Annotated in this window: 17 protein-coding genes and 1 riboswitch; of the genes, 5 read left to right on the top strand and 12 right to left on the bottom strand. The window is 69.2% G+C overall.

Annotation, left to right across the window (positions count from 1 at the left end):
• Nucleotides 1-24 precede the first annotated feature (24 nt).
• Complete coding sequence (locus ACIHAR_RS05910; protein WP_365461095.1) at nt 25-264, bottom strand: hypothetical protein; 240 nt, start codon at nt 262-264, stop codon at nt 25-27.
• Nucleotides 265-432: 168 nt separating this feature from the next.
• On the opposite strand from ACIHAR_RS05910, the gene ACIHAR_RS05905 reads away from it, so the two are divergent.
• Entirely contained in the window at nt 433-1,191 is a 759-nt protein-coding gene (locus tag ACIHAR_RS05905; RefSeq protein WP_365461093.1) for a rhomboid family intramembrane serine protease, read from the top strand.
• Entirely contained in the window at nt 1,188-1,469 is a 282-nt protein-coding gene (locus ACIHAR_RS05900) for an Lrp/AsnC family transcriptional regulator (protein WP_073952588.1), read from the top strand. The genes ACIHAR_RS05905 and ACIHAR_RS05900 overlap by 4 nt, the downstream gene beginning before the upstream one ends.
• A gap of 38 nt (nt 1,470-1,507) precedes the next feature.
• On the opposite strand, the gene ACIHAR_RS05895 is transcribed toward ACIHAR_RS05900, so the two are convergent.
• From ACIHAR_RS05895 to ACIHAR_RS05870, 6 genes are all read right to left on the bottom strand, one after another.
• A complete protein-coding gene (locus ACIHAR_RS05895) occupies nt 1,508-2,869 on the bottom strand; it encodes an aminotransferase class V-fold PLP-dependent enzyme (RefSeq protein WP_365461091.1) in 1,362 nt (453 codons plus the stop codon).
• Nucleotides 2,870-3,226: 357 nt separating this feature from the next.
• Nucleotides 3,227-3,343: riboswitch (SAM riboswitch) on the bottom strand.
• A gap of 74 nt (nt 3,344-3,417) precedes the next feature.
• Entirely contained in the window at nt 3,418-4,482 is a 1,065-nt protein-coding gene (gene trpD, locus ACIHAR_RS05890) for an anthranilate phosphoribosyltransferase (protein ID WP_365461089.1), read from the bottom strand.
• A 140-nt stretch (nt 4,483-4,622) separates the two neighbouring features.
• Nucleotides 4,623-6,245, bottom strand: a complete 1,623-nt coding sequence (locus tag ACIHAR_RS05885; protein ID WP_365461088.1) for a cytochrome bc complex cytochrome b subunit — start codon at nt 6,243-6,245, stop codon at nt 4,623-4,625.
• Nucleotides 6,242-7,300 carry a Rieske 2Fe-2S domain-containing protein gene (locus ACIHAR_RS05880; protein ID WP_365461086.1) on the bottom strand — a complete coding sequence of 353 codons (1,059 nt, stop codon included), beginning with the start codon at nt 7,298-7,300 and terminating at the stop codon, nt 6,242-6,244. The genes ACIHAR_RS05885 and ACIHAR_RS05880 overlap by 4 nt, the downstream gene beginning before the upstream one ends.
• The gene (locus tag ACIHAR_RS05875) at nt 7,297-8,109 is read right to left on the bottom strand and encodes a c-type cytochrome (RefSeq protein ID WP_365461085.1); all 813 of its coding nucleotides are present in this window, start codon (nt 8,107-8,109) and stop codon (nt 7,297-7,299) included. The genes ACIHAR_RS05880 and ACIHAR_RS05875 overlap by 4 nt, the downstream gene beginning before the upstream one ends.
• Nucleotides 8,110-8,174: 65 nt before the next feature.
• A complete protein-coding gene (locus tag ACIHAR_RS05870) occupies nt 8,175-8,795 on the bottom strand; it encodes a heme-copper oxidase subunit III (protein ID WP_365461083.1) in 621 nt (206 codons plus the stop codon).
• Nucleotides 8,796-8,990: 195 nt separating this feature from the next.
• Here ACIHAR_RS05870 and ACIHAR_RS05865 point away from each other — a divergent pair, with 195 nt between their 5' ends.
• Nucleotides 8,991-9,392 (top strand): hypothetical protein, encoded by a 402-nt coding sequence (locus ACIHAR_RS05865; RefSeq protein WP_365461081.1) that lies wholly within the window; start codon nt 8,991-8,993, stop codon nt 9,390-9,392.
• Nucleotides 9,393-9,450: 58 nt separating this feature from the next.
• On the opposite strand, the gene ACIHAR_RS05860 is transcribed toward ACIHAR_RS05865, so the two are convergent.
• The 4 genes from ACIHAR_RS05860 to coxB all read right to left on the bottom strand — a co-directional run bounded on the left by ACIHAR_RS05860 (nt 9,451) and on the right by coxB (nt 13,926).
• Entirely contained in the window at nt 9,451-10,707 is a 1,257-nt protein-coding gene (locus tag ACIHAR_RS05860) for an Ig-like domain-containing protein (protein WP_365461079.1), read from the bottom strand.
• 131 nt (nt 10,708-10,838) lie between these two features.
• Entirely contained in the window at nt 10,839-11,237 is a 399-nt protein-coding gene (locus tag ACIHAR_RS05855) for a cytochrome c oxidase subunit 4 (RefSeq protein WP_365461077.1), read from the bottom strand.
• Complete coding sequence (ctaD, locus tag ACIHAR_RS05850) at nt 11,234-12,970, bottom strand: cytochrome c oxidase subunit I (RefSeq protein ID WP_365461075.1); 1,737 nt, start codon at nt 12,968-12,970, stop codon at nt 11,234-11,236. Before ctaD ends, ACIHAR_RS05855 begins: the two co-directional genes overlap by 4 nt.
• On the bottom strand, nt 12,967-13,926 hold the full coding sequence (coxB, locus tag ACIHAR_RS05845; RefSeq protein ID WP_365461073.1) for a cytochrome c oxidase subunit II: 960 nt from the start codon (nt 13,924-13,926) through the stop codon (nt 12,967-12,969). The genes ctaD and coxB overlap by 4 nt, the downstream gene beginning before the upstream one ends.
• A 309-nt stretch (nt 13,927-14,235) precedes the next feature.
• Between coxB and ACIHAR_RS05840 the strand changes: the two genes are divergently transcribed.
• Entirely contained in the window at nt 14,236-15,612 is a 1,377-nt protein-coding gene (locus ACIHAR_RS05840; protein WP_400017216.1) for a cysteine desulfurase/sulfurtransferase TusA family protein, read from the top strand.
• Between the two features lies 1 nt (nt 15,613).
• Here the strand turns inward: ACIHAR_RS05840 and ACIHAR_RS05835 are convergent, their stop codons facing one another.
• Complete coding sequence (locus ACIHAR_RS05835) at nt 15,614-16,588, bottom strand: carbohydrate kinase family protein (RefSeq protein WP_365461069.1); 975 nt, start codon at nt 16,586-16,588, stop codon at nt 15,614-15,616.
• A 130-nt stretch (nt 16,589-16,718) separates the two neighbouring features.
• On the opposite strand from ACIHAR_RS05835, the gene ACIHAR_RS05830 reads away from it, so the two are divergent.
• The gene (locus ACIHAR_RS05830) at nt 16,719-16,928 is read left to right on the top strand and encodes a hypothetical protein (protein ID WP_365461067.1); all 210 of its coding nucleotides are present in this window, start codon (nt 16,719-16,721) and stop codon (nt 16,926-16,928) included.
• The last annotated feature ends 47 nt before the right edge of the window (nt 16,929-16,975 follow it).

Raw genomic sequence — 16,975 nt, 5'->3', positions numbered from 1 at the left:
GCTCGAGCGGGGGGACCCCCGTCGTCAGGAGCCGGCGCCCGGCCGGTCCACGAGTTCCACCTGATCCACGGCGTTGCACCAGCGGCACCGCACCGACTCGATGGTCTCACTGACCACCTGGCGCTCCTCGACCGTCGGCTCGCCGGCGAGATCGAGGTGGACGTACTCGACGACCTTCGACGAGCGCGTCACGTCGAACCGGGTGAGGTTGCCGCACAGCGTGCAGCGCCACCGCGTGCTGGCGGTCGGCAGGGGAACCGTCATCGTGACTGTCCGCTTCCTTCTAGTGTCGGCCTTGTGGCACCGGGTCGCGCCCAGGCTCCCCGGTCCATGTGGCTCGTAACCCTACGGCCTGGCGGGTACTCGTCGCCCATCCGTCCACGGCGGCGAGGCGGTCCGGGTCAGTGCGTCCCGTTACGTCATGCTCTGTTCATGATCGGCGACTGGAGCGGGTCCCTGAGCAGGGCCGTGCGTGAAGCCGTGGGCCGCGCGATCCGGCGGCCGGCGGCGCCGGTGACGTACGGCCTGATCGCCCTGTGCTGTCTGGTCTTCGTGATCGGCCCCGCCTCGGGCCTCGATCCGTCGTACGGCACCGACGAGGAGCTGCTCGCCGTCCAGCGGGCCTACTTCCGCCGCTGGGGCGTGATCCCGGCCGAGCTGTTCGAGGGCGCGGCCGCCACCGCCCTCACCCCCGCGACAGCTCTGTTCGTCCACGGCAGCTGGGTGCACCTGCTGGGCAACATGCTCTTCCTCTACGTCTTCGGGGCGATGACCGAGCACCGGATGGGCCGCGTCCAGTTCACGCTCTTCTACCTCGGCTGCGGCTACCTGGCCCTGGTGGGCTACGCCGCCGCCCACGCCGACTCCGACCAGTCCCTGGTCGGAGCCTCGGGGGCGATCTCGGCGGTCCTCGGCGCGTTCCTCTACCTGTTTCCCCGGGCGCGCGTCACCAGTCTCCTGCCGTTCCTCTTCTTCCTGCCGCTGCGCTTCCCGGCCTGGGTGGTGCTGCCCTTCTGGGCGGCCCTGCAGTGGCTGGCGGCGGAGCGGGCCGGACCGGGGCCGGGTGTGGCCTATCTGGCGCACCTGCTGGGCTTCGGCCTGGGCTTCACCTTCGCGTGGGCCCGGTTCGGCGGGACGACTAGAGTGAAGTCCGCCCCAGCTCCGGCCCCCGAGGGAGAGAACCAGCCGTGATCACCGCGATCGTCCTCATCAAGACCAGCGTGGACCGGATCCCCGAGATCGCGGAGCGGATCGCTTCGCTGGACTCCGTGAGCGAGGTCTTCTCCGTCACCGGCACCTACGACCTGATCGCCATGGTGCGGGTGCGGCAGCACGAGGACCTGGCGGAGGTCATCCCGGGGCGGATCAGCAAGATCCCCGGTGTCGAGGCGACGGACACGCACGTGGCGTTCCGTACGTACTCGCAGCACGACCTCGAGGCGGCGTTCGCCATCGGGCTGGACTCCTGACCGGGTGAAGACCGGCCACTGACCTGCGGGGGCGCCGGTCACACGGCCGGGACACAGCGGCCGTCCTCCGTCCTGTACGTCCACTGCGCGCCGTCGGCCACCAGTTCCTTCACGGCGGCGACGAAACGCTCCACGTGCTCGTCGGGGGTGCCCGCGCCGAAACTCACCCGGATCGCGTTGAGGGACCTCTCGCCCGGGGCGGCCTCGGGGGCGCCGCACTCGCCCTGGGCCTGGGGGTCGCCGCCCAGCAGGGTGCGCACCAGCGGGTGGGCGCAGAACAGGCCGTCGCGGACGCCGATGCCGTACTCGGCGGAGAGGGCGGCGGCGAAGTGGGAGCTGTTCCAGCCGTCGACGACGAAGGAGATGACGCCCACGCGCGGGGCGTCGTCGCCGAAGAGGGACAGGACGCGCACCTCGGGGACCTCGGCCAGGCCCGCGCGCACCTTGTCGATCAGGTGCCGCTCGCGGGCGACCAGGGTGTCGAAGCCGGCCTCGGTGAGGGCCTTGCAGGCGGAGGCGACGGCGTAGGCGCCGATGACGTTCGGGGAGCCCGCCTCGTGCCGCGCGGCGTTCTCGTGCCACTCCACGTCCACTCCCCCGTCCTCGCGCCGGGTGACCCTGCGGCTGGCGCCGCCGCCCGCGAGGTAGGGCTCGGCCGCGCGCAGCCAGTCGGCACGGCCGGCCAGGACGCCGGAGCCGAAGGGGGCGTACAGCTTGTGCCCGGAGAAGGCGACCCAGTCGACGTCGAGGTCGCGCACGGACACCGGGTGGTGGGGGGCGAGCTGGGCGGCGTCCAGGACGATGCGGGCGCCGTGGGCGTGGGCGGCCGCGGCCAGCTCGCGGACCGGCCACAGCTCGCCGGTGACGTTCGAGGCGCCGGTCACGCAGACCAGGGCCGGGCCGTACGGGTCGCGGTCGGCGAGGGCGCGTTCCAGGGTGTCCACGGCCTGGCGCGGGGTGCGCGGGGCGTCGAGGTAGGTGACGTGGGCGTCCTTCCAGGGCAGCAGGGAGGCGTGGTGCTCGGTCTCGAAGACGAAGACCTGGCAGCCGGCCGGGAGGGCCCGGGCCAGCAGGTTCAGGGAGTCCGTGGTGGAGCGGGTGAAGACCAGCTGGTCGTCCTCACGGCAGTCGAGGAACTCCGCGACCGTCCGGCGGGCGTTCTCGAAGAGGTCCGTGGAGAGCTGGGAGAGGTAGCCGGCGCCGCGGTGGACGCTGCCGTAGTACGGGGCGTAGGCCGCCACGTCGTCCCAGACGCGCTGCAGGGCGGGGGCGCTGGCCGCGTAGTCGAGCGCCGCGTAGGTGACCTCGCCACCCGTGACGAGTGGAACGGTGACGTCCCGGCCCAGAACGGGCAGCGGGGCACAAACGGCCTGGGCGGCGGCAGCGGTGGAGACGGACATGGTGAACTCCCGTGAAAGGCAGGCGGAATCACCACGCGAGCACACGTGCGCACGGACACCGCGGCACGACTCGGCGTGGGAGAAGAGGTGAAGGGGAATGCGGAGGCGGGGCTCTGCGGCCCTGGGGCCTGTCCGACCATTCCCGTCGTCGCCCGGAGGGCGGCACCGCGGCGTCAGGTGCGTGCTCTCGGCGGGCCGGGCGCAGACCCTCGTACTGGGTGTACTCGGGGCTGTGCCCGGTGCGGCGAGAGTGCGTGCATGGCGCCGCGGTGCAGACGGGCATGGCCAGACAGGCCCTAGCGCATTCGCTTGCTCACGGGAGGCTCCTCGACGACCAGGACCCCTGGTTTCGCGAGGGGTCCGCGCTTGCCGTAGACCTCGCTGCCTACGACCTGGTCTTCACCCGGGGCACCCCGCCACGGACGGAGGGTTGCCGGACAGTCGGCCGGGGCCTCATGACTGTCACTCATGACCTGGACAGGAACGTACGTGAACTGATCGCGGTCCCGCAACTCCTGTCCGGATCGCGGGACCGCGCCGTTCGTCCGTCACGCGTTGCTGGCCGCCACCCAGCGCTCCAGCGCCCGCTTGGCCGCCCCGGAGTCGATGGACTGCGCCGCCTTCTCCATACCGGCGCGGATCTGCTCGGCCAGCGGCGCGTCGGTCGGATCCAGCGCCGCCAGGGCGGCGGCGGAGTTCAGCAGGACGGCGTCCCGCACGGGGCCCGTCTCGCCCTCCAGGAGCCGTCGCGCGACCTCGGCGTTGTACGAGGGGTCCGCTCCCCGCAGCGCCTCGACCGGAACCAGTCGGATGCCGACGTCCCGGGGGTCGAAGGTCTCCTCGGTGACCTTGCCGTCACGGACGATCCACACCCGGGAGGTGGACGTGGTCGTCAGCTCGTCGAAGCCGTCGTCGCCCCGGAACACGAGGGAGGAGTTGCCGCGCTCGGCGAAGACCCCGGCGATGAGCGGGGCCATGCGCGGGTCGGCGACCCCCACCGCCTGGGCCTTCACCTTCGCCGGGTTGGTCAGCGGGCCGAGGGCGTTGAAGGTCGTCCGGATGCCCAACTGCCCGCGCGCGGCGGCCACATGACGCAGCGCCGGGTGGAACTTGATCGCGAAGCAGAAGGTGATCCCGGCCTCCTCGGCCACCTCGGCGACCCGCTTCGGCGTCAGTTCGAGATTGACGCCCAGCTTCTCCAGGACGTCCGAGGCGCCGGACGCGGAGGACGCGGCCCGGTTGCCGTGCTTGACGACCTTCGCGCCCGTGCCGGCGATGACGATCGACGACATCGTGGAGATGTTCACGGTCTTCGCGCCGTCGCCGCCGGTACCGACGATGTCGACGGTCCGCCCCGGCACCTCGATCACGTTCGCGTGCTCGTACATGGTCCGTACCAGCCCGGTGATCTCCGCGACGGTCTCGCCCTTGGCGCGCAGCGCCACCGCGAACCCGGCGATCTGCGCGTCGGTCGCCTCGCCGCGCATGATCAGGTCCATCGCCCAGGCGGTGTCGTCCGCGGTGAGGTCGTGGCCGTCCAGCAGGCCGTTCAGCAGCCTGGGCCAGGAACGGCCCGCCGCGGTGTCGCCTCCAGCGGGGGTCACAGCGCTCATAAGCCGCTCCTGGTTCCGTGCGGTCCCGCTCTTCGGGACACGCGTCTCAACGGGTCCACCCTATCCAGCCGGGGGGCACGGCGAAGGGCCCCGTCCGGTGTTCGGACGGGGCCCTTCGGCGTGACGTGGCGACGCAGTGATCAGTGGTGGCCGTGGCCGCTCGTGATCTCCTTGTACTCCTCGACGGTCGGCTTGGGGATTTGGCTCTCCTCGCCGTAGTACGCGTTGCTCAGCTTGGCGCGGACCTTCTCGGAGCGCTTCAGCTTGCGCTCGACGCCGTTCTCGTCGACCGCCGGGCCGAGCTCGACCGGGGCGTACTGCTCGTGCGACGTGAGCGTGTACAGCTGCTCCTGGCTGAGCGGCTCGTGGACCTCGATGAACTCACCGTGCGGCAGGCGCTTGATGGTGCCGGTCTCGCGACCGTGCAGCACCTTGTCCTTGTCGCGGCGCTGGAGGCCGAGGCAGATCCGCTTGGTGATGACGAAGGCCAGGACCGGTCCGGCGAAGAAGCCGATCCGGACGAACCAGGTGACCGCGTTGATCGACAGGTGGAAGTGGGTGGCGATGATGTCGTTGCCACCACCGATCAGCATGATCATGTAGCCGGTGACCCAGGCGACACCGAAGGCCGTACGGGTCGGGGCGTTGCGCGGCCGGTCCAGGATGTGGTGCTCGCGCTTGTCGCCCGTGATCCAGGACTCGATGAACGGGTACAGCGCGATCACGGCGAGGAACAGACCGAAGAGCACCAGCGGGATGAACACACCCAGGACGAGCGTGTGACCCCAGAAGTTGATCTCCCAGCCCGGCATGGCGCGGACCAGACCCTCGGCGAAGCCCATGTACCAGTCGGGCTGGGCGCCGGTGGACACCTGGTCCGGACGGTAGGGGCCCAGGACCCAGATCGGGTTGATGGACGCGATGCCGGCGAGCAGCGCGGTGAAACCGAAGACCAGGAAGAAGAAACCTCCGGCCTTGGCCATGTAGACCGGCAGCAGCGGCATGCCGACGACGTTCTTGTTGGTGCGTCCGGGACCCGCGAACTGCGTGTGCTTGTGGTAGAAGACCAGGATCAGGTGGCCGACCACCAGACCGAGCATGATGCCCGGCAGCAGCAGGATGTGGATGGAGTAGAACCGTGCGACGAAGTCGCCGCCCGGGAACTCCCCGCCGAACAGGAACATCGAGATGTACGTGCCGACGATCGGCACGGACAGGATCGCGCCCTGGGTGAAGCGGACACCGGTGCCGGAGAGCAGGTCGTCGGGGAGCGAGTAGCCGGTGAAACCGGTGAACATGCCCAGGACGAACAGCAGGAAGCCGAACAGCCAGTTGATCTCGCGCGGCTTGCGGAAGGCGCCCGTGAAGAAGACGCGCATCATGTGCACGAACATGCCGGCGAGGAAGATCACCGCGGCCCAGTGGTGGATCTGCCGGATCAGCAGACCACCGCGGACGTCGAAGGAGATGTGCAGCGTGGAGCTGAACGCCTCCGACATCAGCTGGCCCTGCAGCGGGACGTAGCTGCCGTGGTACTCCACCTCGTTCATCGACGGGTGGAAGAACAGCGTCAGGTACACACCCGTGAGGATGATGATGATGAAGCTGTAGAGGCAGATCTCACCCAGCATGAAGGACCAGTGGTCCGGGAAGATCTTGCGCATGTTGGCCTTGGCCAGGGAGTAGATCCCCAGCCGACCGTCGGCCCAGTCGGCGACCCGCTCGCCCGCGGGTGCCTTGCGGCGGTCGTCGTTGTTACTCATCCGCGCTCCCAGAAGGCAGGACCGACGGGCTCTTCGAAGTCGCCGAGCGCCTCGAGGTAGCCCTCGTCGTTCACGCCGATGCGCAGCTGCGGCAGGGCGTGACCGGCCGGGCCGAAGATCACTCGGGCACCGTCGGACAGGTCGAAGGTGGACTGGTGGCAGGGGCACAGCACGTGGTGCGTCTGCTGCTCGTACAGCGAGATCGGGCAACCGACATGGGTGCAGATCTTCGAGTACGCCACGATGCCCTCGTGCGACCACTCGAGCTCGCGCTTGTCCTTGATGTTCTCCGGCTGGATCCGGACGATCATCAGGGCGGCCTTGGCGATCTCGGTCTGGAAGTTGTGATCGTGCTCCTCCAGGCCCTCCGGCTTGGCGAAGGTGAGGGAGCCGACCGCGACGTCCGAGGGACGCAGCGGCTCGTTGGTGTTCATGTTGACGAGCAGCTTGCCCTTGCCCCACAGCGTGTGGCGCAGCTTCTCCTCGGGCAGCGGGCCGAGGTCGCGCAGCAGGACGACGCCGGAGAGCGGGAACAGGGCCAGCGCGCCGAACATCGTGGTGCGGATCAGCTTGCGCCGGCCGATCACGGACTCCTTGGCGCCCTGCTTGAAGTCGGCCATGACCTTGGCCTTGACCTCGGGCGCCGCCTCGATCGGGTGTCGCTCGTCGGCGATCTCCACGTCGGACATCAGGGTGCGGGCCCAGTGGACCGCGGCCGCGCCGATGCAGAACAGGGACAGACCCAGGGTCACACCGAGCGCGAAGTTGAGCGCGCTGATGTGGCCGAGCGGGAAGATGTAGACCGTCTTGTCGTGCGGGATCGCCACGTACGCGGCGATGAAGGCGACGGTGGCCAGCATCGACACCGTGAACAGGAAGGCGACCGTACGCTCGGACCGCTTGGCGGCCCGCTCGTCGACGTCCTGCATCCGGTGCTCGTGGGGCGGCAGCCCCGGGTCGGCGAACGGGTTCTTCTCGTCCGCGACGCTCACGGCACCGTGGGCGTGGTCCTGCGCAGCGGGCAGGTTCTCTTCTGGAATGTCTTGGCTACTCATGACTTCTTGGCCTTTGCGGTCCGAGCGGCAACCCATACGGCGACGGCGATGAGACCGCCCAGACCGAAGATCCAGCCGAACAGGCCCTCGGCGACCGGGCCGATACCGCCCAGCTCAAGACCACCGTAGCTGGCCGTGTCCTTGCCGTTGACCGCGTTCAGGTACGCGATGATGTCCTTCTTGTTCTGCTCCGACAGGGTGGTGTCGGGGAAGGAGGGCATGTTCTGCGGGCCGGTCTGCATGGCCTCGTAGATGTGCTTCGGGTCCACGTCCTCGAGGGTCGGCGCGTACTTGCCCTTGGTCAGGGCACCGCCCTTGCCGGTGAAGTTGTGGCACTGCGCGCAGTTGGTGCGGAACAGGTCACCGCCCTTGGCGATGTCCGCACCCTCCGGACCGTACTGGGCCTCGGTCGGGACGTTCGGGCCGGCACCCAGCGAGGCGACGTACGCGGCGAGCTGGTCGATCTGGGCCTGCGTGTAGATGTTCTTCTTGCGCGGGACCTGCGCGCCCTGCGAGGTGGCGGCCGGCATACGGCCGGTGCCGACCTGGAAGTCGACGGCCGCGGCGCCCACGCCCACGAGGCTCGGACCGTCGGAGGTGCCCTGACCGCCGGTGCCGTGGCAACTGGCGCAGCCAACGGCGTAGAGCTTCTTGCCCTCGTCGATGGCGAGGGACTGGGCGGTTTCGTCTGCCTGCGCCTTGCTCGCGGGTGCGAACGCGGCGTACAGCCCCCCGGTGCATGCCAGCGCGAGGAGTAGGACGACGAGCGCCGCCATCGGATGGCGTCGTCGTGCGGAGAGCTTTTTCACGGATTACCCCGGTGTCAGGATCTTCTGCGTCGATGCTTCTGGGATGGGTGCGGGTTCGGGCCCGGCTACTTGATCATGTAGATCGTGGCGAAGAGGCCGATCCAGACGACATCGACGAAGTGCCAGTAGTAGGACACGACGATCGCGGCGGTCGCCTGCTCGTGGGTGAACCTCCTGGCCGCGTAGGTACGTCCGAGGACCAGCAGGAAGGCGATCAGGCCGCCCGTCACGTGCAGGCCGTGGAAGCCGGTGGTCAGGTAGAAGACCGAGCCGTAGGGGTCGGAGGAGAGCGAGAGGCCCTCGTGCTTGACCAACTCGGTGTACTCGTACACCTGGCCGCCGATGAAGATCGCACCCATGACGAAGGTGACGATGAACCAGCCCCGGAGCTTCTTCACGTCACCGCGCTCGGCGGCGAAGACGCCGAGCTGGCAGGTGAGGGAGGAGAGCACCAGGATCGTGGTGTTGGTCGCCGAGAACGGGAAGTTCAGGGCGTCGGCCTGTTCCTTCCAGAAATCGGGCCCCGTCACCGATCGCAGGGTGAAGTACATCGCGAAGAGGGCCGCGAAGAACATCAGCTCGGAACTCAGCCAGATGATGGTTCCGACGCTGGTGAGGTTCGGTCGATTGACCGACGGGTGCGCGTGCCCGGTTTCTACTGTCGTTGCTGTCGCCACGACCGACATTATGTCGGGCGCTTATCTCGCCCTCACTCCGGGGGGTGCCGTTCGGAGTGTCCATACCCTGTGTAGTGCCCGTATGGCCCATCGCAGCCGTGTTCGGACAGGTGTTGACACGGTGTCGAGGGGAGTAGCATCCGCCCCATCGGTACCCGGAAGTTCCCGACTTTGGCTGTGTCTTCTGAGGAGCGTGGAGGAACCATGCAGGCGACCGCGACGGTGCTGGTCTACAGCGATGACGCCAACACCCGCGAGCAGGTGCGGCTGGCCTCCGGCCGACGGCCGGCTCCGGACGCGCCCCTGGTCGAGTTCCTCGAGTGCGCCACTCCGGCCGCCGTGCTGAAGGAACTGGACCACGGCGGCGTCGACGTCGTCGTCCTGGACGGCGAGGCCGTGCCCATGGGGGGCATGGGACTGTGCCGGCAGATCAAGGACGAGGTGTTCCGGTGCCCGCCGGTGCTGCTGCTCATGGGGCGGCCCCAGGACGCGTGGCTGGCCACCTGGAGTCGTGCCGACGCGGCCGTGACGCTGCCGGTGGAGCCGGTGGAGTTCGCGGGGGCGCTGGCGTCCCTCCTGCGCCGGAAGAGCGCTCTGAGCGCCTAGGGGTGGGCCTGGCGGTCCCTCGGGCGGCCTCGCCCTCGGCGGGCTCGCCCCGGGCCGCCTACAGCGCCGTCGGCCGGAGCCTGGACGGGTCCTGTTCGGGCTTCTGCACGCCGCTGGTCAGCGCGCTGCCCGTGCGCCACTTCGCCCAGTCGATGTTCCAGTCGCCGAAGCCGTTGCCGAAGGTCTCCATCGTGTGGCCGTAGCTGTTGACGACCTGGACGACGTCGCCCTCGCGGACGTTCGCGAAGAACCAGGCGGCGTTCGCGGTGCTCATGCCGGTGCAGCCGTGGCTGACGTTGGCGTAGCCCTGGGAGCCGACGGACCAGGGGGCGGCGTGGACGTACTCGCCGCTCCAGGTCACCCGGGTGGCGTAGTAGACCGGCAGGTCGTAGGACTCCGCGGAGCCCTCGGCTATGCCGATGCTGGTGCCGCGCATCCGTACGAAGTACTCCTTGCCCAGGATGACCTTGACGCCGTTGCGGGTCTCGAAGCCGGGCTTGCCGGTGGTGACGGGGATCCGTTTGATCTCCTCGCCGTTCTTGAAGAGGGTCAGGGAGTGCGACGAGGCGTCGGTGACGGCGATGACGCGGTCGCCGATGGTGAGGCTGAGGTCCTCCGTCCGCCCGCCCCAGAGGCGTTCGCCGACCCGTATGCCGTCCAGGTTGCTGTGGACGCGGACCGTGGCGTGGGCGGGCCAGAAGTCCTTCGGGCGGTAGTGGAGCTTCTTGTCGTCCACCCAGTGCCAGGCACCCTCGACCGAGGGCCTGGAGTCGACCTTGAGGGCCCGTTCGACGACGGCGCGCTGGGCGGGGTCCTTGACGGGCTGGCTCAGCTCGGCGGTGACGGGCTGGCCGACGCCGTAGGTGCCGGCCTTGGGGCCGAACGTGACCGTCAGGCGCTTCTTGGTGGTGGGCTTGCCGGTGTCGAAGGTGAGCACCCGGCGGCCGGGGGCGCCGTCCTCGTCCTCGGTGCTCACACGGACCGTGTAGTGGGCGTCGGCGGCGAGCGGCTCGGTGTTGTGCCAGCGGCTCCCGTCGGCCGCGAGTTCGCCGGCCACGTACCGTCCTGAGGCGTCCACGGCGGTGACGTCCGTGATGCGGTCGCCGGATTCCTCCGCGGTGATCTGCAGGGGCTTGTCCGGGCTGACCTTCCGGCCCTCGCCGCGGGGGCCGTCGAAGGAGATCCGGTCGGTCGCGTCGTAGGGACGCGAGGCGAGGGGGTTGCCGTCCGAGTCGCAGGCGATTGCGCCCGCGACCAGGGCGCTCACCAGCAGCGTGCAGCTGACGACTGTGCGGGGGCGGGGTTCGTGGCTCATGAGGATCACGCTAGGGAGCGGTGTCAACCGTGGCGCGCTGGAAGACACGGATGGCGGATCCGGATTGCGGCAAAAGCGTGAGCCCGGACGCTCCTGACGGAGTGTCCGGGCTCAGCGGCGCTCAGCGCGTGTTACTGGGTGCGGTTCTCACCGCGGTAGTACTCGAAGACCCAGCCCCAGACGCCGATCATGACCAGCGGGAGGGAGAAGTACAGCAGCCACCAGCCGACCGCGACCGCCAGGAAGGAGAGGGCGCCGCCGATGGCCAGGGAGAGCGGCTGCCAGCTGTGCGGGCTGAAGAAGCCCAGCTCGCCGGCGTCGTCCGCGACGTCCGCCTCCTTGTTGTCCTGGGCACCGGTGTCGACCCGCCGGGCGGTGAAGCCCAGGTAGAAGCCGACCATGATGCACAGGCCGAAGGCCAGGAAGAGGGCCGTGGTACCGGCCGGCTCCTTCGACCACACGCCATAGACGACCGCCATGGCGAGGACGAAGACGCTCAGCCAGATGAACATCTTGCCCTGGATCTTCACTTGCCGGCCTCCTTGCTGCCCGCGATGGCGCTGGCGCCGTGACCGCTGTGCTCCAGCTGCTCGAGCGCGGCGATCTCAGGGTGGTGCAGGTCGAACGCCGGGGATTCGCTGCGGATCCGCGGCAGGGTGAGGAAGTTGTGCCGCGGCGGCGGGCAGGAGGTCGCCCACTCCAGGGAGCGGCCGTAGCCCCACGGGTCGTCGACGCCGACCGGCTTGCCGTACTTGGCCGTCCGCCACACGTTGTAGAAGAACGGCAGGATCGACAGGCCGAGCACGAACGAGCTGATCGTCGAGATCGTGTTCAGGGCGGTGAAGCCGTCGGCGGCCAGGTAATCCGCGTAGCGGCGCGGCATGCCCTCGGCGCCCAGCCAGTGCTGGACCAGGAAGGTGCCGTGGAAGCCGATGAACAGCGTCCAGAAGGTGATCTTGCCGAGGCGCTCGTCGAGCATCTTGCCGGTCCACTTCGGCCACCAGAAGTGGAAGCCGGAGAACATCGCGAAGACGACGGTGCCGAAGACGACGTAGTGGAAGTGCGCCACCACGAAGTACGAGTCGGACACGTGGAAGTCCATCGGCGGCGAGGCCAGGATGACACCGGTCAGACCACCGAAGGTGAAGGTGATCAGGAAGCCGGTCGCCCACAGCATCGGCGTCTCGAAGGACAGGCTGCCCTTCCACATGGTGCCGATCCAGTTGAAGAACTTCACGCCGGTCGGGACGGCGATGAGGAACGTCATGAAGGAGAAGAACGGCAGCAGCACACCGCCGGTGACGTACATGTGGTGCGCCCACACGGTCACGGACAGACCGGCGATCGAGATCGTCGCGGCGATCAGGCCCATGTAACCGAACATCGGCTTACGGGAGAAGACCGGGATGACCTCGGAGATGATGCCGAAGAACGGCAGGGCGATGATGTACACCTCTGGGTGTCCGAAGAACCAGAAGAGGTGCTGCCACAGCAGGGAACCGCCGTTGGCCGCGTCGAAGATGTGCGAGCCGAACTTGCGGTCCGCCTCCAGCGCGAACAGCGCGGCCGCCAGGACCGGGAAGGCCAGCAGGACCAGGACACCGGTCAGCAGGACGTTCCAGGTGAAGATCGGCATGCGGAACATGGTCATGCCCGGTGCGCGCATGCAGATGATCGTGGTGATGAAGTTGACCGAGCCGAGGATGGTGCCGAAGCCGGAGAAGGCCAGACCCATGATCCACATGTCGGCGCCGATGCCCGGGCTGCGGACCGCGTCCGACAGCGGGGAGTAGGCGAACCAGCCGAAGTCGGCCGCACCCTGCGGGGTGAGGAAGCCGGCGACGGCGATGAGCGAGCCGAACAGGTACAGCCAGTAGGCGAACATGTTCAGCCGCGGGAAGGCCACGTCGGGCGCGCCGATCTGCAGCGGCATGATCCAGTTCGCGAAGCCGGCGAACAGCGGCGTCGCGAACATCAGCAGCATGATCGTGCCGTGCATCGTGAACGCCTGGTTGAACTGCTCGTTCGACATGATCTGCAGGCCCGGACGGGCCAGCTCGGCGCGCATGACCAGCGCCATCACGCCACCGATGACGAAGAACGCGAACGAGGTGACGAGGTAGAGCGTGCCGATCGTCTTGTGGTCGGTGGTGGTCAGCCACTTGACGACGACTTCGCCGCGGCGCTGGCGCCGGACCGGCAGCTCGTCCTCATAGTGGGACCCTGCTGCCGCGGCACCCTGGGGTTCGTTGAGGATGCTCACAGGATGTTCGACTCCCGTTCCTTCTCGTGGCTCGTCTGCTCGATGCCAGCGGGAACGTAACCGGTCTGCCCCTTCTTGGCGAGGTCCTTGAGGTGCTGCTCGTAGCGCTCGGGCGAGACGACCTTCACGTTGAACAGCATCCGGGAGTGGTCGACGCCGCAGAGCTCGGCGCACTTGCCCAGGAAGGTGCCCTCCTTGTTGGGGGTCACCTGGAAGGCATTGGTGTGGCCCGGGATGACGTCCTGCTTCATCAGGAACGGCACCACCCAGAAGGAGTGGATGACGTCACGCGAGGTGAGGACGAAGCGGACCGTCTTGCCCTTGGGGAGCCAGAGGGTCGGGCCGGGGTTGTTGGTCTGCGGGTTCCGCTCACCGGGGACACCGCAGGTGTAGACGCCGCCCGCGTCGGCGGGGAAGTCCTTCTTGTACCGGTCCGGGATCGCGGCCAGGTTCTCGTCGGTCTTCGCGTCACCGGTCGAACCGTCGACGTTCTCGACGTAGTTGAAGCACCAGCTCCACTGGAAGCCGACCACGTTGACCGTGACGTCGGGCTTCTTCTCGAGGCTGAGGAGCTTCGACTCGTCACGGGCCGTGAAGTAGAAGAGGACCGACACGATGATGATGGGGACCACCGTGTACAGGGCCTCGATCGGCATGTTGTACCGAGTCTGCGGAGGGATCTCCACCTTGGTGCGGCTGCGCCGGTGGAAGATCGCACTCCACAGGATCAGGCCCCACACCAGCACGCCGACGGCGAGCGCGGCAGCCCAGGATCCCTGCCACAGGGAGAGGATCCGCGGAGCCTCTTCCGTGGTGGGGGTGGGCATACCAAGGCGGGGGAAGTCCTCCCATGTGCAACCGGTGGCGGTCGCCAGGACCAGGCCCGCGGTCATTGCCTGCAGCAGCTTCCGCCGCATCGGGCGCCGCGGCGAGCGGTCGGAGCCGTTGGGACTCACGTAGCGCCTTCCCGAGAGTCTCGCCCGCGCGGTCGGCTGCGGCCTTCTCGCTGGTCGGTCGCCGCCCTGCGTCGGGCAGGGGTTTGGATGTTTATGCGGACCAAACCCTAGCCGACGCCCTTCGGGGGTTCGCGGGGAGGGTGGCATACGCGCTGCGGGTCACCCGAAAGCGCCCAGTAGCTCGGGGGTTCGGGTGGTTTGGCGGCTGCCGGACGGTCGTGGCGGGCGGCGCCCACGGGGCGGAGCCGCAGGTCGGCGCGGGTCGCGCCCGCCGGGTGTCATCGACCGCGGACGTTCTACCGTTGCCGTGTGGGTTACTTCGACGCTGCTTCCGCCGTTCCGCTCCATCCCGTCGCCCGTCAGGCGCTGTTGGCTTCCCTCGACGAGGGGTGGGCGGATCCCTCGCGTCTGTACAGGGAGGGGCGCCGGGCACGGATGCTGCTCGACGCGGCTCGGGAGGCGGCGGCGGAGGCCGTGGGGTGCCGGGCGGACGAGCTGGTGTTCACGTCGTCCGGAACCCGGGCCGTGCACACCGGGATAGCGGGGGCGCTGGCGGGACGCCGGCGTTCCGGACGCCACCTGATCGTGTCAGCCGTCGAACACTCCTCGGTACTCCATTCGGCCGAGGTGTTCGAGGCGGACGGCGGAACGGTGACCCGCGTGCCGGTGCAGCGCACGGGAGCGGTCACCGTCGAGGCGTACCAAGACGCCCTGCGCCCGGACACCGCGCTCGCCTGTCTGCAGTCCGCCAACCACGAGGTGGGGACCGAGCAGCCGGTGGCGGCGGTGGCCGAGGTGTGCCGGGAGGCGGGGGTGCCCCTGCTGGTCGATGCCGCGCAGTCGCTGGGATGGGGGCGGGTCGAGGGTGACTGGTCGCTGCTGACGGCCAGTGCCCACAAGTGGGGCGGGCCGTCGGGGGTCGGGCTGCTGGTGGTGCGCAAGGGGGTGCGGTTCGCCGCCCGGGGGCCGGTGGACGAGCGGGAGTCCGGGCGGGCGGCCGGGTTCGAGAACCTGCCGGCGATCGTGGCGGCGGCGGCCTCGCTGCGGGCGGTGCGCGCGGAGGCGGCGGCCGAGGCGGTACGGCTGCGGGAACTGACGGAGCGGATCCGGGCGCGGGTCCCGGAGCTGGTGCCGGACGCGGAGGTGGTCGGGGATCCGGAGCGCCGGCTGCCCGGGACCGTCACCTTCTCGTGTCTCTATGTCGACGGGGAGGCGCTGCTGCACGAGTTGGACCGGGAGGGTTTCTCCGTCTCGTCCGGGTCGTCGTGCACCAGCAGCACGCTGACGCCCAGCCATGTGCTCCGCGCGATGGGGGTGCTGAGCGAGGGCAATGTGCGGGTGTCGCTGCCGCCGGGGGCGGCGCGGGAGGACGTGGAGCGGTTCCTCGAGGTGCTGCCGGGCGTGGTGGCCGGTGTGCGGGAGAAGCTGGGGGCGCCCACGCCCACGGCTGTCGTACGGGAGGACGAGCTGGTCGTGGACTCCCTCGGCAAGCTCTGCCCGATCCCCGTCATCGAGCTGGCGAAGGTCATCGGGAACGTGCCGGTGGGCGGCAGGGTCCGGGTGCTGTCCGACGACGAGGCGGCGCGGCTGGACATCCCCGCCTGGTGCGCGATGCGGGGGCAGGAGTACGTGGGCGAGGAGCCGGCGGAGCGGGGCTCGGCCTATGTGGTCCGCCGGCTCGCCTGACTCAGCCCAGGTGCTTCTTGACCTCGGCGGCGGCCTCGTCGCCGTAGGCCTCGGCGAAGCGGTCCATGAAGTGGGCGCGGCGCAGCTGGTACTCCTGGGTGCCGACCGTCTCGATGACCAGGGTGGCGAGCATGCAGCCGATCTGGGCGGCGCGCTCGAGGGAGACGCCCCAGGCCAGGCCGGAGAGGAAGCCGGCGCGGAATGCGTCACCGACGCCGGTCGGCTCGGCCCGGCGCTCCTCCTGGGGGCAGCCGACCTCGATGGGCGTCTCGCCGGCCCGCTCGATGCGGACGCCGCGCGAGCCGAGGGTGGTGACGCGGTGGCCGACCCTGGAGAGGATCTCCTCGTCGCTCCAGCCGGTCTTGGACTCGATGAGGCCCTTCTCGTACTCGTTGGAGAAGAGGTAGGTCGCGCCCTCCAGGAGGATGCGAATCTCCTCGCCGTCCATCCGGGCGATCTGCTGCGAGAAGTCGGCGGCGAAGGCGATGTTCCGGGAGCGGCACTCCTCCGTGTGGCGGAGCATCGCCTCGGGGTCGTCGGCGCCGATCAGGACCAGGTCGAGGCCGCCGACGCGGTCGGCGACGGTCTTCAGCTCGATGAGGCGGGCCTCGCTCATCGCGCCCGTGTAGAAGGAGCCGATCTGGTTGTGGTCGGCGTCCGTGGTGCACACGAAGCGGGCGGTGTGCAGGGTCTCGGAGATGCGGACGGACTCGGTGTCCACACCATGCCGGTCCAGCCAGGCGCGGTACTCGTCGAAGTCGGCGCCCGCGGCGCCGACCAGGACGGGCCGGGTGCCGAGCTGTCCCATGCCGAAGGCGATGTTCGCGCCGACCCCGCCGCGTCGGACGTCCAGCTTGTCGACCAGGAAGGACAGCGAGACCGTGTGGAGCTGGTCCGCGACGAGCTGGTCGGCGAAGCGGCCGGGGAACGTCATGAGGTGGTCGGTCGCGATGGAGCCGGTGACTGCGATGCGCACGGCGTGGACACTCCTGTGGGAGGGTGGATTGACAGTTCACGCTACCCGGTCCACCGGCAGGGCTGAAGCAGGCGAAACTACCCGATAGTAAATCTTTCTTCGCGGGCTCGAACCCGCATACGGTGCCGCTATGACGAACCTCAAGGTCCACACGTCCGCTCCGGTCGACCTCGAAGGCGACCTGGCGTCGCTGCCCGGTGACTGCGCCCGGATGGTTCCGCACTGGGCGGCCCCGGAGAAGATCGCCTCCCGTCCCGTGCCGCCGTCCCTGATCCACGGCGTGACCGTCCCGGCGGCCTCGGCACGGATGCTGGACGCGATGCCCGACTACGGCAACTGAGGACTCCCTCCCGGACGCCTTTCTCGGACGTCCGACTTTTCTTCGGC

The sequence above is a fragment of the Streptomyces sp. NPDC052016 genome, assembly GCF_044548445.1.
In the GTDB taxonomy this organism is placed as follows: domain Bacteria; phylum Actinomycetota; class Actinomycetes; order Streptomycetales; family Streptomycetaceae; genus Streptomyces.
Note: the sequence above shows the minus strand (reverse complement) of the source record. Positions and strands in the feature narration are given on the sequence as shown.

What these genes read in the sequence shown, in the direction of transcription:
- trpD (WP_365461089.1), bottom strand. Translation starts at nt 4,482, where the DNA reads ATGAGCGCTGTGACCCCCGCTGGAGGCGACACCGCGGCGGGCCGTTCC.
- ACIHAR_RS05870 (WP_365461083.1), bottom strand. Translation starts at nt 8,795, where the DNA reads ATGTCGGTCGTGGCGACAGCAACGACAGTAGAAACCGGGCACGCGCAC.
- ACIHAR_RS05905 (WP_365461093.1), top strand. Translation starts at nt 433, where the DNA reads ATGATCGGCGACTGGAGCGGGTCCCTGAGCAGGGCCGTGCGTGAAGCC.
- ACIHAR_RS05885 (WP_365461088.1), bottom strand. Translation starts at nt 6,245, where the DNA reads ATGAGTAACAACGACGACCGCCGCAAGGCACCCGCGGGCGAGCGGGTC.
- ACIHAR_RS05830 (WP_365461067.1), top strand. Translation starts at nt 16,719, where the DNA reads ATGACGAACCTCAAGGTCCACACGTCCGCTCCGGTCGACCTCGAAGGC.
- ACIHAR_RS05865 (WP_365461081.1), top strand. Translation starts at nt 8,991, where the DNA reads ATGCAGGCGACCGCGACGGTGCTGGTCTACAGCGATGACGCCAACACC.
- ACIHAR_RS05910 (WP_365461095.1), bottom strand. Translation starts at nt 264, where the DNA reads ATGACGGTTCCCCTGCCGACCGCCAGCACGCGGTGGCGCTGCACGCTG.
- ACIHAR_RS05895 (WP_365461091.1), bottom strand. Translation starts at nt 2,869, where the DNA reads ATGTCCGTCTCCACCGCTGCCGCCGCCCAGGCCGTTTGTGCCCCGCTG.
- ACIHAR_RS05880 (WP_365461086.1), bottom strand. Translation starts at nt 7,300, where the DNA reads ATGAGTAGCCAAGACATTCCAGAAGAGAACCTGCCCGCTGCGCAGGAC.
- ACIHAR_RS05860 (WP_365461079.1), bottom strand. Translation starts at nt 10,707, where the DNA reads ATGAGCCACGAACCCCGCCCCCGCACAGTCGTCAGCTGCACGCTGCTG.